The sequence below is a fragment of the Paraburkholderia sp. UYCP14C genome, from assembly GCF_004197395.1.
Lineage (GTDB): Bacteria > Pseudomonadota > Gammaproteobacteria > Burkholderiales > Burkholderiaceae > Paraburkholderia.
In genome coordinates this window covers 21,543-34,539 of record NZ_SELS01000032.1, presented here as the reverse complement: position 1 = coordinate 34,539, position 12,997 = coordinate 21,543, and the positions used below count along the sequence as shown (strand labels likewise).

The window sequence follows — 12,997 nt, the reverse complement described above, 5'->3', positions numbered from 1 at the left end:
TTACTCCGCCCGAACCGGCACACGCGGCGCGACCGCGCACATCAGCTCGTAGCCGATCGTGCCGCAGGCCTGCGCGACGTCGTCGATGGGCAGTGCGTTGCCCCACAGTTCCACGCGCGAGCCGACGTTGGCGGTCGGCACCGGCGTCAGGTCGACGGTCAGCATGTCCATCGACACGCGTCCGACGATGCGCGTGCGCACGCCATCAACGATCACCGGCGTGCCTTCCGGCGCGACGCGCGGATAGCCGTCCGCGTAACCGCACGCGACCACGCCGATGCGCATCGGCGCACGCGCGGTGAACGTCGAACCGTAGCCGACCGAGCTGCCTTCGCTGATCGTTTGTACGGCGATCAGTTCCGACGCGAGCGTCATCGCGGGCTGCAGGCCCGTGCCGTCGATCGCGGCCGTCACGCCCGACGGCGACGCGCCATACAGCATGATGCCCGGGCGCACCCAGTCGAAATGCGCTTGCGGATGCCACAGCGTCGCAGCCGAATTCGACAGACTGCGCGCACCGGCGATGCCCTGCGCGCCGCGTTCGAACGCCTCCATCTGATGCGCGATGCCGCGCTCGGCATCGGCATCGGAAAAATGCGTCATCAACGTGATCTGGCCGACGCCCTGGCAGGCGCGCGCACGCTCCCATGCGGCACGGAATTTTTCGACCGTGTAGCCGAGCCGGTTCATGCCGGTGTTCATCTTCAACTGAATATTGACCGGTTTCGACAGACGCGCCATTTCGAGCATGCGCAGCTGCTCGTCCGAATGCAGCGCCGTGGTCAAACTGTAGCGGTCGATCACGTCGATATCGGTCGGCCGGAAAAAGCCTTCCAGAAGAAGAATCGGGCCCGCCCAGCCCAATTCACGCAACTTCACCGCTTCTTCGAGGTCCAGCAATCCAAAGCCGTCGGTGGCGCGCAAGCCGGGAAATACGCGCGCGAGGCCATGCCCGTAAGCATTAGCCTTGACGACGGCCCAGATTTTCGATTTCGGCGCATAGCGCCGCGCAACAGCGAGGTTATTGGCGAGAGCGGCGGTATGAATCGTGGCGGAAAGGGGGCGCGGCATGGGATATTTTCGTAAAGACACTTGCGAATCAGCGGCTTACAGGGCGTTTTCAGCGCTCGGCGGCCCGCTGGGCGGTGCGATCAAGGATTCTGCTAGTCCGAATCCAGCTATTTTCATGATATAAAGCCGTGCGCACAACCCATTTCGATCGGCATAAGCCCGGACGCATAACAAACGGCCGGGGCGGACAGACCGCAGCGAGGACAGCATCGCATCAGATGAAAAAAGGTTTTTACACCATCATGGCCGCGCAGTTTTTTTCGTCGCTGGCCGACAATGCGCTTCTGATCGCTGCTATCGCACTGCTGAAAGATCTTCACGCTCCGAACTGGATGACGCCGCTGCTCAAGCTGTTTTTTGTGCTGTCGTACGTCGTTCTTGCCGCCTTCGTGGGCGCCTTCGCCGACTCCCGTCCGAAAGGACGCGTGATGTTCATCACCAATACGATCAAGGTGGTCGGCTGCGTGACGATGCTGGTCGGCGCGCATCCGCTGATTGCGTACGGCATCGTCGGCTTCGGTGCGGCTGCCTACTCGCCCGCCAAATACGGCATTCTCACCGAACTGTTGCCGCCTGACCGGCTCGTCGCCGCGAACGGCTGGATCGAAGGCACCACGGTCGGCTCGATCATTCTCGGCACCGTGCTCGGCGGCGCGCTGATCAGCCCGCATATCGCCGCGCCGATTCTCAAATGGCACCTCCCCACCGTGAACACGCCTGCGGAAGCCGCGATGCTCGTGATCATGGGCATCTACGTGATCGCCGCGCTGTTCAATCTGCGCATTCCCGACACCGGTGCGCGCTATCCGCGCCAGGAGCATGGGCCGATCCGCCTGATCACCGATTTTGCCGACTGTTTTCTCGTGCTGTGGCGTGACAAGCTCGGACAGATTTCACTTGCCGTGACGACGCTGTTCTGGGGTGCGGGCGCGACGCTGCAATTCATCGTGCTGAAGTGGGCCGAGGTGTCGCTGGGCATGTCGTTGTCCGAGGCGGCGATCCTGCAGGCGGTGGTCGCGGTCGGCGTCGCGGGCGGTGCGATTTTCGCGGCCTCGCGCGTACCGTTGAAGAAGTCGCTGTCGGTATTGCCGGTCGGCATCATGATGGGTATCTCCGTGATGCTGATGGCGTTCTATACGCGCGATCTGTTTCCCCCGCATTGGGGCGTTTATTTCGGCCGCATGCACGTGTCGGGCTATCTGATTTTCGCGTATATCTTCCTGATGTTCGTGGGCGGCCTGTCGGGCTTTTTCGTCGTGCCGATGAATGCGCTGCTGCAGCATCGCGGGCACGTGCTGCTGTCGGCGGGTCATTCGATCGCCGTGCAGAACTTCAACGAGAACCTGTCCGTGCTCGTGATGCTGTGCCTGTACGCGGTGCTCGTGTGGCTCGACGTGCCGGTCTCCGCGGTGATCGTGCTGTTCGGCACCTTCGTCTGCCTGATGATGTGGCTCGTGATGCGGCGCCACCAGGCGAACCAGCGCGCGTTCGATTCGGTCGCGCTGATCGGCGAAGCCAAGCACTGATCCGCTGCGGCGTGCCGGCCGCGACACGCACGAGCGCGCCCTCCTTCTTCCTCGCTCGACCATGACTCAAACGATTCCCAACGTGCTGACGATCGCCGGTTCCGATTCCGGCGGCGGCGCCGGCATCCAGGCCGACCTGAAGGCCTTCTCCGCGCTCGGCGCCTACGGCGCGAGTGTGATCACCGCGCTGACCGCGCAGAACACCCGCGGCGTCACCGCGATTCACGCGCCGGACCCGGGCTTCATCACCGCGCAACTCGACGCGGTGTTCGACGACATCCGCATCGACGCGGTGAAGATCGGCATGCTCGCGAATGCGCCGATCGCGCGCGCAGTCGCGGACGCGCTGCGTCGTCATCAGCCCAGAAACATCGTGCTCGACACGGTGATGATCTCGAAGAGCAATCACGCGCTATTGCTGCCCGACGCGGTCGCGGTGGTGCGCGACGAACTGCTGCCGCTCGCCGATCTGCTGACGCCGAATCTGCCGGAAGCGGCCGCATTGCTCGGCACGCAGTCCGCCACCGACGAAGCCGGCATGGTCGAGCAAGGCGAAGCGCTGCGCGCACTCGGCGCGCGTGCGGTGCTGATGAAGGGCGGCCATCTGAGCGCGACCGATAGCCCCGACTGGCTCGTGCAGGAAAGCGGCACGCTGCGTCTCGGCGGTCCGCGCGTGCCGGTGAAGAACACGCATGGAACGGGCTGCACGTTGTCGTCGGCGATTGCGGCATTGATTGCGCAGCGCGACGACCTCGCCAGCGCCGTGGCCGATGCGAAGGTTTATCTAACCGGTGCGCTGCAGGCGAGCGAGCGGCTCGACGTCGGCCACGGCGTGGGACCGGTGCATCACTTTCATCGGTGGTGGTGAGCGGCGTTATTGCTGCGCGTAACGCCGCGCGTGCTCGGGCCAGTCGTCGGGCACGATAAAGCCGCGCGAGCGTTCACGCAGATGGCCCGCGTTGTCGTCGATGAATGCCGCGACCATCGTCGGGCCGTGTTGAAGTGACGTGTGAGCGGCGAGCGTGTTGGCGTCGACGTAGCTCGTGTCGTCCGCGTCGGCTCGCGTTCGATATCGCGGCGCGAGCCATTCGAGTCGCGGCAGCACCCGCCACTTTTGCGCATGCGCGCATGCGAAAGCCAGCCAGTCGCGACGCGTGATCCACCAGCCGCGACCATGCGCGGGATCGAGTTCGGCAGGATCGGTAGGCGTCTCGCCGTGCCGGTAAAACAGCCATCCCTTGACGAACATCTGCGGCGTCCATGCGCCCGCATAGCCGGTCGATGCAAACTCCTCACGCGCACTGAGCGGCAACTGATGATCAAGCAGATGCGCGAGCTTCAGATCGAAGCGGTCCTTCAGATTGGGGCCGACATAATCGGCGAGACGTGGTACCTCTGCGCCGTTCGCATCGCCCGCATGCAGATAGCACTTCACCGCGAGTTCCCAATGCAGTCGCGCGCCCTGGCGCGTGCGCACGAGAAAGTCGCATTCGCCGAGCGTGAGGCCGGCGTGCCGTAGCGGCACACCCGCTGCGATCAGTTGCGTCGCTGGCCCATGACGAAGGAAAAAACCCAGCAGGCGTTCGGCATAGCGGCCGAGACGCGTGATACGGGTTGCCGCGAGGTCCTGATGCAGAAGCTCCGGCGTGGCGTCGAGCGCGCGCAGCCAGGTGAGCGTGGCCTGCAATTCCTGCGGTGTGTCGAAGGGATCCGCAAGTGCGCCTGTCGGAGGCTGGGGGCGCAACAGATCGGGACTCAGCAGCAGCCACGCGAGATCGCGCACGGCGGGATCGCGCAGCGCCTCGACCGAAGTATCGTCGCGCCAACCCAGCAACGCATCGAGTAGCCCCGCGCGGCTGACGGACGCGACGGACAAGTGTGGCGCCGGTCCCTCGGGCATCGTCACTTTGATTCGTTCGACGGCGCACCGCCGTTGGCGAGCCACGTCTCGCGCGCGAGGCACAGGTCCGCCCAGGCCTTGGCCTTGTCGGGCAGGCTACGCAGCAGATAGGCCGGGTGATAGGTGACGATCACCGGCACGCCCTCGTAGCTATGCACGCGGCCGCGCAGCGACGAAATGCTCGCCTCGGTCTTGAGCAGACTTTGCGCGGCGAAACGACCGAGCGCGACGATCAGCTTCGGCTTCACGAGCGACACCTGGCGCTGCAGATACGGTTCGCAACGCGCAACTTCATCCGGCTGCGGATTGCGGTTGCCGGGCGGCCGGCACTTGATCACGTTCGCGATATAGACGTTGGTGCCGCGCGCGAGCGCGAGCGAATGCAGCATGTTGTCGAGCAGCTTGCCGGCCTGGCCGACGAACGGTTCGCCTTGACGGTCCTCGTTCTCGCCGGGCGCCTCGCCGATCAGCATCCAGTCGGCCTCGCGATCGCCGACGCCGAACACCGTGTTCGTGCGCGTCTCGCACAGCCGGCACGCCTCGCATCCGGCGACACGTTCGGCGAGCGCGTCCCAGTCGAGTGTGTGGATAGCCGGCAGTGCGGGCGCGGCGCGGCGCGTTTCGGCGGGTGCGGAAGCCGAGGCCGTTGGGTCGTCGAACCACGCGAAGTCGTCGTCCGGTGGGGCGTCGAAAGTCGGCGGGGCTGAAACGTCGGGTTGCGTCTGTGATGTTTCGCGCCAAGTCGCAGTTTCGTCAAAACGCGGCGCGGACTCACGCTGCGCTTGCGGTGGCTGTACGTTTGCGGACCCGCGCATCGGTTCGCGCGAGGTTTGCGGCAGAGGCTGCGCGCGACGCTCGTCGTTTGCGTCTTCCCGCGGCGATTTCACCGGCTCGTCCGCTTGCTTCAGCGCCGCGCGATCGCCAGAGTGCTGCGTTGCGTGATCCGCTAGCGCCGCGTCGTCACGCAACGGCGCACTTCGATCGCCGCGTGTTTGCAGCGCCACGGCATCACCCTGCCCGGCCTCCGCCTCCCGCGCCGCGAGTCCGCGACGCACCCACAACGGTGCGAGTCCGAATTCCTCGAGCACCGATTCATGCAGCGCCATCTGCGCCCTCCGTGGCAAACGACAGACGCATCACGATCGCGTCCTCGCGGGCGCGATGCCGCGCCGGATAATAATTTTTGCGCCGGCCGATCGACGCGAAGCCGAAGCGCTCGTACAACCGGATCGCCCGATGATTCGACGGCCGCACTTCGAGCAGCAGCCCCTCGAGTTTCTCCGCGTGCGTAATGCGCACCGCCTCGCGCAGCAGCGCGAGACCCGCGCCCGCGCCTTGCGCTTGCGGCGTGACGCACAGATTCAGCAGATGCATTTCATCGACGACCGGCATCAGCACGCAATAGCCGATCAGCGTGCCCGTCACGTGCCGCAGACAGATGCCGAAATAACCATTGCGCAGCGAGTCGCCGAAGTTGCCGCGGCTCCACGGAAACTCATACGCGAGCTTCTCGATCGCGGCGACTTCGTCCAGGTCGCTTTCGGTCATCGGCGACATGTAGCGGTCCGTGAGCAGCACGCCGCTCATCGGCGCGCCTCGTCGTGGGACGGCTGACCGGACGGACCGTCGGGTGCGCGCTGCGCGGACTGCTCGGCGGCATGTGCCGCCCTGGCTGTTTTCGCCGCTTTGTCGGCCATGCGCTCGGCGGTGGTCTGCGCGACCTTGTCGCGCACGTACTCTGGCGCGGCCTGATCGGCGGGCACCGTGCGGCCCGCATGAAACGCGCGCAGCGCCGCGTACGCGAGCGGCAACGCATGCGGCAACGCTTCGCCATCGACGCTGCGCGCGGCCGCGACTGCCGGCAAGCGCTCACCAAACGCGGCGGCCGCATTGCCGGCGAGCGTGAACGGCACGTCGGGCAGCACGAGCCGCCCGGGTGCATCGAGCGATGCCGTCTGCACGGTGCGCCATTCGTGCTGAGCGTCGTCCCACGCGTAGTCGGCCCAGTAGATTTCGTCCATGCGCGCGTCGAGCGCGGCGAGCACACGCGTCGTCGACGGATCGCGCAGGCGGGCGCTTTCCGCGCACACGAGCAGCGTGCCGATCGGCACGACCGGCAGGTTCAGGCCGAACGCGAGGCCTTGGGCGACGCCGGTCGCCGTCCGCAATCCGGTGAACGAACCCGGACCCGAGCCGAACGCGATCGCGTCGCAGTCCGCCAGCGTGAGGCCGGCTTCGTCGAACAGCTCGCGGATCGCCGGCAGCAGGCGGGTACTGGACACCGCGCCGGTTTGTTCGTGACGAACCCAGACGCGCGGTTCGGCGCTGGGCTGACCATTGGCATCGACGGACGCGGACACGAGCGCCGCCGAACAGAATTCGGTCGATGTATCGAGAGCAAGGAGCACTGTTTGAGTCATGGACCGTATTGTATCGGCGCGCTGCGCGCGAATGGTGGTTTGCGCGGACGCGCTGTCCGGCTTCACGGCCGCCACCGTTTGGAATAAGCCCTCGGCCCCGCGGCGGCGGGCAATTGTTATGATTTTCGGCCGATCTCATCTATCCCGCCACGCGGGCCAAACGACATGACCGACATCAACTCCCAGTTCGAGCAAGCCCAGCAAGACGTCAAGCAACTGCCCGAGCGTCCGGGCAATCTGACGCTGCTGCGTCTCTATGCGCTGTTCAAGCAGGCGAGCGAAGGCGACGTGCACGGCGACAAGCCGGGCTTCACGGACGTCGTCGGCAGATACAAGTACGATGCGTGGGCGGCGCTCAAGGGCACCGCGCAGGACGCTGCGAAGCAGCAATACGTCGAACTCGTCGAATCGCTGAAGAGCGGCGCCGCGGCCTGAGCCTCGGGCGCGCCAATCATCTGCGGAAATGACCGTCCGGCAACGCTTCGACGGCTGCGCGGCGGTTTCGGACACGCTGCTCCGAGCCTCCGCACTCACTTCCCTACGTCATTCCGGCACTTTTTTCTGTCGGAATTGCCCGAATGGTGGCGCAGTGCAGCAAATGTCGCTATAATGCCGCCTGCGCTTCACTGCTTTGCCCGTTTTTTCCAGCGGTCCTCGCGGCGCAGCGTCTCATAGCGTTTGCTCCAATCCAGTTTAGAACCTGTCCCCTTCTGCCTAGCCCCCTACGGGCTCAAGTCCCAGGCTGGCGACTCGCCATGTTGGCACGTCGCATCCGATACAGCTTCTAACGAAAAACTCGCCTTCATTGTCGCGAGTTGCCCCCGTTTTTCGATTTGCTCGCTGCTTTATTGCTCGCTGAATCCGACGACTTGGGTATGCCGATTGGCGTTGACGTTTTCATCCGATGAACCACCCAGGATCGTTTTCAAGGATTCACATGACTTTGAGCAACACCCCCAGCAGCCCGTTGAACGCCATCGCCGACGAAGCACTTGGTCTTGCGCCCGCCGCTCCCGAAGCCGCCGCGCAAGCTGACGCCAAGCCGAGCTTCGCGTCGCTCGGCCTGTCCGCGGAAGTCGTCTCCGCGCTGACCGCCGCTGGCTACGAGCACCCGACGCCGGTGCAGCAACGCGCGGTGCCGGCTGGTATCGCCGGCCGCGATCTGCTGGTTTCGAGCCCGACCGGTTCGGGCAAGACGGCAGCCTTCATGCTGCCCGCGATCGAGCGTTTCGCGCAGCTGCAAAAAACCCAGGCGAGCCAGCCGCGCGAACCGCGTCCGGCCGACGGTGGCCGCGGCCGCCGTCCGCAGCCGGTCGCGCGTCCGACCATGCTGGTGCTGACCCCGACCCGTGAACTCGCGATGCAGGTCACGACCGCCGCCGCGACGTACGGCAAGCATCTGAAGCGCCTGCGCACCGTCAGCATTCTCGGTGGCGTCGCTTATGGCCAGCAGCTGATGCTGCTCGCGAAGAACCCCGAAATCCTCGTCGCGACGCCGGGCCGTCTGATCGACCACCTCGAGCGCGGCCGCATCGATCTGTCGCAACTGCAGATCCTCGTGCTCGACGAAGCCGACCGCATGCTCGACATGGGCTTCATCGACGACATCGACACGATCGTCGCCGAAACGCCGGCTTCGCGTCAGACCATGCTGTTCTCGGCCACGCTCGACGGCAAGATCGGTTCGCTGACCGGCCGTCTGTTGAAGGATCCGGAGCGTATCGAGATCGTCCAGCGCATGGAGCAGCGCACCAACATCTCGCAAACCGTCCACTACGTCGACGACCGCGATCACAAGGACCGTCTGCTCGACCATCTGCTGCGTGCCGACGGCCTCGACCAGGCGATCGTCTTCACGGCAACCAAGATGGACGCCGACCAGCTGGCGGGCCGTCTGGCCGACGCCGGTTTCGAATCGGCCGCGCTGCACGGCGACCTGCCGCAAGGCGCGCGTAACCGCACGATTCGCGCGCTGCGCGAGCGTCGCGTGCGCGTGCTGGTTGCAACCGACGTCGCCGCTCGCGGTATCGACATCCCGGGCATCACGCACGTGTTCAACTACGACCTGCCGAAGTTCGCCGAAGACTACGTGCACCGCATCGGCCGTACCGGCCGCGCGGGCCGCTCGGGTATCGCGGTGAGCCTCGTGCATCACGCCGAACAGGGCGCGCTGAAGCGCATCGAGCGCTTCGTGCGCACGCCGCTGCCGGTCAACGTCGTCGAAGGCTTCGAGCCGCGCAAGGCGCCGCCTTCGGGCAATGGCCGTCCTGGCTTCGGCGGCCGCGGCCGCCCGGGCGGCGGTAACGGCCGTCGCTTCGGCAGCGGTTCGGGCAAGCCGGGCGGCTACGGCGGCTCGCGCAGCGGTAGCGGCAATGGCAATAGCAACGGCAACAGCTGGGGCAACAAGTCGGCCGGCGGTTCGCGTGATGGCTACGGCTCGCGCGAAAGCCACGGCGGTTCGCGTGACGGCTATGGTTCGCGCGAAGGCTTCGGCGGTGGTTCGCGTGACGGTTACGGTTCGCGCGACGGCTACGGCGCGCGCCGCAACGACGGTCCCCGTACGGCACGTCGCGGCAGCTAATCGCTACCCCACCTGACGCAACGGACGGTTTCCCGCCGTCCGTGACAACAGAAGAAAACCGGTGCTCAGGCGCCGGTTTTTTTTCGCCTATGCTTCGGCGCCCCAAATTTCACCATGTGACAAATTTTTTTGTGTCGTAAAAAATGATGCTGCAAGGCACAAGAACGGCAATTGCAGCAGGGAAAATATCGTTTCCTATTGCGAAACGTAGGACTCAACCTATTGATTTAATAGAAAAATAAATATTGGAAAAACGCTTTGCGGCGTCTATTGCGCGTCCATCGATTTGCCTAGACTCTTATATAAGACTTCACGAACCAGAACGCCTCCCGGGCCCCTCGCTTCGAGAAGACAGAGTCACCCATCTTCCGTAACTGGCATCGAAGGAGCACATCATGACCATGACGCGCGAACAGCAAGTGCAGCAACTCAAGCAGCAATGGGAAACGGACCCGCGTTGGAAGGGTGTCAAGCGCACTTACTCGGCCGAAGACGTGGTGCGTCTGCGCGGCTCGGTGCAACCCGAGCACACGCTCGCCAGGCGCGGCGCGGAAAAGCTGTGGGCCGCCGTGAACAACGAGCCGTTCGTCAACTCGCTCGGCGCGCTGACCGGCAACCAGGCGATGCAGCAGGTGAAGGCGGGTCTGAAGGCAATCTACCTGTCGGGCTGGCAGGTCGCGGGCGATGCGAATGTGGCCGGTGAAATGTACCCGGACCAGTCGCTGTATCCGGCCAACTCGGTGCCGCTCGTCGTCAAGCGCATCAACAACACACTGACACGCGCCGACCAGATCCAGTGGTCGGAGGGCAAGAACCCGGGCGATGAAGGCTACGTCGATTACTTCGCACCGATCGTGGCCGACGCGGAAGCCGGTTTCGGCGGCGTGCTCAACGCGTTCGAACTGATGAAGGCGATGATCGAAGCGGGCGCGTCCGGCGTGCACTTCGAAGACCAGCTCGCCTCGGTCAAGAAGTGCGGCCACATGGGCGGCAAGGTGCTCGTGCCGACCCGCGAAGCCGTCGCGAAGCTGACCGCCGCGCGTCTGGCCGCCGACGTGTCGGGCGCGCCGACCGTGCTGCTCGCCCGCACCGACGCGGAAGCCGCCGACCTCGTGACCTCGGATATCGACGACAACGACCGGCCGTTCCTGACCGGCGAGCGCACCGTCGAAGGCTTCTACCGCACCAGGCCGGGTCTCGACCAAGCCATCTCGCGCGGTCTCGCGTATGCGCCGTACGCCGACATGATCTGGTGCGAAACCGGCAAGCCGGACCTCGAGTTCGCGAAGAAATTCGCCGACGCGATCCACAAGGAGTACCCGGACCAGCTGCTGTCGTACAACTGCTCGCCGTCGTTCAACTGGAAGAAGAACCTCGACGACGCGACGATCGCGAAGTTCCAGCGCGAACTGGGCGCGATGGGCTACAAGTTCCAGTTCATCACGCTGGCCGGCTTCCACGCGCTGAACTACTCGATGTTCAACCTCGCGTACGGCTATGCGCGCAACCAGATGACCGCGTTCGTCGAAATGCAGCAGGCCGAGTTCGCGGCGGCCGAAAAGGGCTTCACCGCGGTCAAGCATCAGCGCGAAGTCGGCACCGGCTACTTCGACGCCGTCACGCAGACGGTCGAGCGCGAAGCATCGACGACCGCGCTGCACGGTTCGACGGAAAACGAGCAGTTCTTCGACAAGAAGGTCGCCTGAGACCGGCCAGCCGGGTTATGTAGTCCCGTGGCCTGAGCGCAGCAACGATCGGCAAACGTCGAGCGGCACCGCCAGAGTGCCGCCGACACAGGGAGGGCCGTGCCGTCCGGGATTGGCAGTAGCGTGCGCGCGAATACCGACGGCCGGAGAGTCTGAAAGAAGCCAGCACGCGGCAAGCGTGCGGCGAAGCTGAACGCGCCGGCAGCGTGCCGCCGGCGCGTTTTTTTTCGAAGGCGCCGCGCGCCGGCAAGCGGCCGGGCGTGCGCGAAGCTTCAGCGATAGACGATCACGGGAATCTTCGTATGCGTGAGCACACGCTGCGTTTCACTACCGATCAGCAGGCTGCCGAGCCCGCGCCGCCCATGCGAGGCCATGAAGATCACGTCGCAGCCGCCCTGCTCGGCCGCTTCGATGATGCCGAGATAAGGCGCGGGATGCACGCTCGTGCGGCTCTCGACACTGACGCCGACGCGGTGCGCCGCATGCTCGACTTCGCGCAGATGCACGCGCGCTTCGCGCTCGCTGCGTTGCAGGAACTCGCCGGGCGGTTCGACCGCGACATCGGAAAACGGCGAGTACGGATATTGCGGCAGACATGCATACGCGGTAACGCGGGCGCCCACGGCCTGAGCGAGGTCGATCGCACCCGCTATGGCCTTGCGTGACAGGTCTGAACCATCGGTCGGAACCAGGATGTGCGTGAACATCATGCCCTCCGTCGCCGGCTGTGCGAAGCACGGCGTCAGCGTCCAACAAAGCCCAGGGTGCAGGCTGCTCGAAACGATTGTAATGCGTATGAATGCAGGTAATCGCGTCTGTCTGAAGATCGGCGCATCAGTCCCAGTAACCGGGTTCGCCGTACGTATGCTTGAGAAAGTCCAGAAACAGCCTCACCCGCAACGGCAGATGACGGCGCTGCGGGAACACCGCGTGGATGCCGATCGGCGGCGCGGCGAATTCGTCGAGCACGGTGACGAGGCGGCCCGTCGCAATCTCCGCGCCGATCTCCCACCACGATCGCCACGCGAGCCCGTGTCCGGCCAGACACCATTCGTGCAGCACCGCGCCGTCCGAGCATTCCATCGTGCCGGACACCTTGATCGACACGACCTTGCCGTCGTGCTGGAACATCCAGCCGCGCTGCTGGTTGGCGCTCGCGCCGAGCGCAAGGCAGTTGTGGCGCGCGAGATCGGCGAGGCTGTGCGGCGCGCCGCGCCGGCTCAGATACGCGGGCGAAGCGACGCACACGCGCCGGTTCTCCGCGAGCTTCAGCGACACCAGCGACGAATCGGGCAATTCGCCGAGCCGCACCGCGCAATCGAAACCTTCGTTGACGAGGTCGACGAGACGATCGGACAGATCGAGTGTGATCGACACGTCCGGATGCGCGACCGTAAACGCCGGCACGAGTGGCGCCACATGCCGGCGCCCGAAGCCGGCCGGCGCCGACAGCCGCAGATGGCCGCTCGCCTTCACCCCGCCCGCGGACACGCTCGCCTCGGCGTTCTGCATGTCGTGAAGAATGCGCTGGCAGTCTTCGAGAAAGGCCGAGCCTTCGAAGGTCAGCGTGATCTTGCGCGTCGTGCGCACGAGCAGCTTGACGCCGAGGCGTTCCTCGAGCGCGTCGATGCGTCGGCCGATGATCGCGGGCGCGACGCCCTCGGCGAGCGCCGCCGCGGACAGGCTCCCTTTGGTCGCGACGGTAGCGAAAGTCTCGATCTGTTTGAAACGGTCCATGAACGATACGCGCCGCAAAAGTGAAGTTGCGTGTGAGATTAGGTATATGAAAGTAA

At 65.1% G+C, this 12,997-nt stretch carries 12 protein-coding genes; 5 read left to right on the top strand and 7 right to left on the bottom strand.

Translation table 11 applies throughout. The annotated features are described in order from the left end of the window. Positions 1 to 1,071 (bottom strand): alanine racemase, encoded by a 1,071-nt coding sequence (alr, locus tag EVC45_RS26050; protein WP_129961105.1) that lies wholly within the window; start codon positions 1,069 to 1,071, stop codon positions 1 to 3. Between the two features lie 218 nt (positions 1,072 to 1,289). Here alr and lplT point away from each other — a divergent pair, with 218 nt between their 5' ends. Next, positions 1,290 to 2,597: a lysophospholipid transporter LplT gene (gene lplT / locus EVC45_RS26045; RefSeq protein WP_129961104.1), complete on the top strand. Its 1,308-nt coding sequence runs from the start codon at positions 1,290 to 1,292 to the stop codon at positions 2,595 to 2,597. A gap of 61 nt (positions 2,598 to 2,658) precedes the next feature. Then, positions 2,659 to 3,465, top strand: a complete 807-nt coding sequence (gene thiD, locus EVC45_RS26040) for a bifunctional hydroxymethylpyrimidine kinase/phosphomethylpyrimidine kinase (RefSeq protein ID WP_129961103.1) — start codon at positions 2,659 to 2,661, stop codon at positions 3,463 to 3,465. A 6-nt stretch (positions 3,466 to 3,471) separates the two neighbouring features. On the opposite strand, the gene EVC45_RS26035 is transcribed toward thiD, so the two are convergent. From EVC45_RS26035 to tsaB, 4 genes are read right to left on the bottom strand one after another with little or no spacing between them, the layout of a single operon-like run. Beyond that, positions 3,472 to 4,503, bottom strand: a complete 1,032-nt coding sequence (locus tag EVC45_RS26035; RefSeq protein WP_373683065.1) for a DUF1853 family protein — start codon at positions 4,501 to 4,503, stop codon at positions 3,472 to 3,474. Next, complete coding sequence (locus EVC45_RS26030) at positions 4,500 to 5,603, bottom strand: uracil-DNA glycosylase family protein (RefSeq protein WP_129961102.1); 1,104 nt, start codon at positions 5,601 to 5,603, stop codon at positions 4,500 to 4,502. Before EVC45_RS26030 ends, EVC45_RS26035 begins: the two co-directional genes overlap by 4 nt. Continuing rightward, a complete protein-coding gene (gene rimI, locus EVC45_RS26025) occupies positions 5,590 to 6,084 on the bottom strand; it encodes a ribosomal protein S18-alanine N-acetyltransferase (RefSeq protein ID WP_129961101.1) in 495 nt (164 codons plus the stop codon). The genes EVC45_RS26030 and rimI overlap by 14 nt, the downstream gene beginning before the upstream one ends. Continuing rightward, positions 6,081 to 6,917, bottom strand: a complete 837-nt coding sequence (gene tsaB, locus EVC45_RS26020) for a tRNA (adenosine(37)-N6)-threonylcarbamoyltransferase complex dimerization subunit type 1 TsaB (protein WP_129961100.1) — start codon at positions 6,915 to 6,917, stop codon at positions 6,081 to 6,083. Before tsaB ends, rimI begins: the two co-directional genes overlap by 4 nt. Before the next feature lie 165 nt (positions 6,918 to 7,082). On the opposite strand from tsaB, the gene EVC45_RS26015 reads away from it, so the two are divergent. The 3 genes from EVC45_RS26015 to aceA all read left to right on the top strand — a co-directional run bounded on the left by EVC45_RS26015 (position 7,083) and on the right by aceA (position 11,204). Next, a complete protein-coding gene (locus tag EVC45_RS26015; RefSeq protein ID WP_129961099.1) occupies positions 7,083 to 7,352 on the top strand; it encodes an acyl-CoA-binding protein in 270 nt (89 codons plus the stop codon). A gap of 502 nt (positions 7,353 to 7,854) precedes the next feature. Then, on the top strand, positions 7,855 to 9,498 hold the full coding sequence (locus EVC45_RS26010) for a DEAD/DEAH box helicase (RefSeq protein WP_129961098.1): 1,644 nt from the start codon (positions 7,855 to 7,857) through the stop codon (positions 9,496 to 9,498). A 401-nt stretch (positions 9,499 to 9,899) separates the two neighbouring features. After that, the gene (aceA, locus tag EVC45_RS26005; RefSeq protein ID WP_129961144.1) at positions 9,900 to 11,204 is read left to right on the top strand and encodes an isocitrate lyase; all 1,305 of its coding nucleotides are present in this window, start codon (positions 9,900 to 9,902) and stop codon (positions 11,202 to 11,204) included. 272 nt (positions 11,205 to 11,476) lie between these two features. Here the strand turns inward: aceA and EVC45_RS26000 are convergent, their stop codons facing one another. Continuing rightward, positions 11,477 to 11,911: a universal stress protein gene (locus EVC45_RS26000; protein ID WP_129961097.1), complete on the bottom strand. Its 435-nt coding sequence runs from the start codon at positions 11,909 to 11,911 to the stop codon at positions 11,477 to 11,479. 127 nt (positions 11,912 to 12,038) lie between these two features. After that, entirely contained in the window at positions 12,039 to 12,941 is a 903-nt protein-coding gene (locus EVC45_RS25995; protein WP_129961096.1) for a LysR family transcriptional regulator, read from the bottom strand. Positions 12,942 to 12,997 lie beyond the last annotated feature (56 nt).

Coding starts and splice junctions, on each gene's coding strand:
- thiD (WP_129961103.1), top strand. CDS start 2,659: ATGACTCAAACGATTCCCAACGTGCTGACGATCGCCGGTTCCGATTCC.
- EVC45_RS26000 (WP_129961097.1), bottom strand. CDS start 11,911: ATGTTCACGCACATCCTGGTTCCGACCGATGGTTCAGACCTGTCACGC.
- EVC45_RS26015 (WP_129961099.1), top strand. CDS start 7,083: ATGACCGACATCAACTCCCAGTTCGAGCAAGCCCAGCAAGACGTCAAG.
- EVC45_RS25995 (WP_129961096.1), bottom strand. CDS start 12,941: ATGGACCGTTTCAAACAGATCGAGACTTTCGCTACCGTCGCGACCAAA.
- alr (WP_129961105.1), bottom strand. CDS start 1,071: ATGCCGCGCCCCCTTTCCGCCACGATTCATACCGCCGCTCTCGCCAAT.
- lplT (WP_129961104.1), top strand. CDS start 1,290: ATGAAAAAAGGTTTTTACACCATCATGGCCGCGCAGTTTTTTTCGTCG.
- EVC45_RS26030 (WP_129961102.1), bottom strand. CDS start 5,603: ATGGCGCTGCATGAATCGGTGCTCGAGGAATTCGGACTCGCACCGTTG.
- rimI (WP_129961101.1), bottom strand. CDS start 6,084: ATGAGCGGCGTGCTGCTCACGGACCGCTACATGTCGCCGATGACCGAA.
- tsaB (WP_129961100.1), bottom strand. CDS start 6,917: ATGACTCAAACAGTGCTCCTTGCTCTCGATACATCGACCGAATTCTGT.
- EVC45_RS26010 (WP_129961098.1), top strand. CDS start 7,855: ATGACTTTGAGCAACACCCCCAGCAGCCCGTTGAACGCCATCGCCGAC.
- aceA (WP_129961144.1), top strand. CDS start 9,900: ATGACGCGCGAACAGCAAGTGCAGCAACTCAAGCAGCAATGGGAAACG.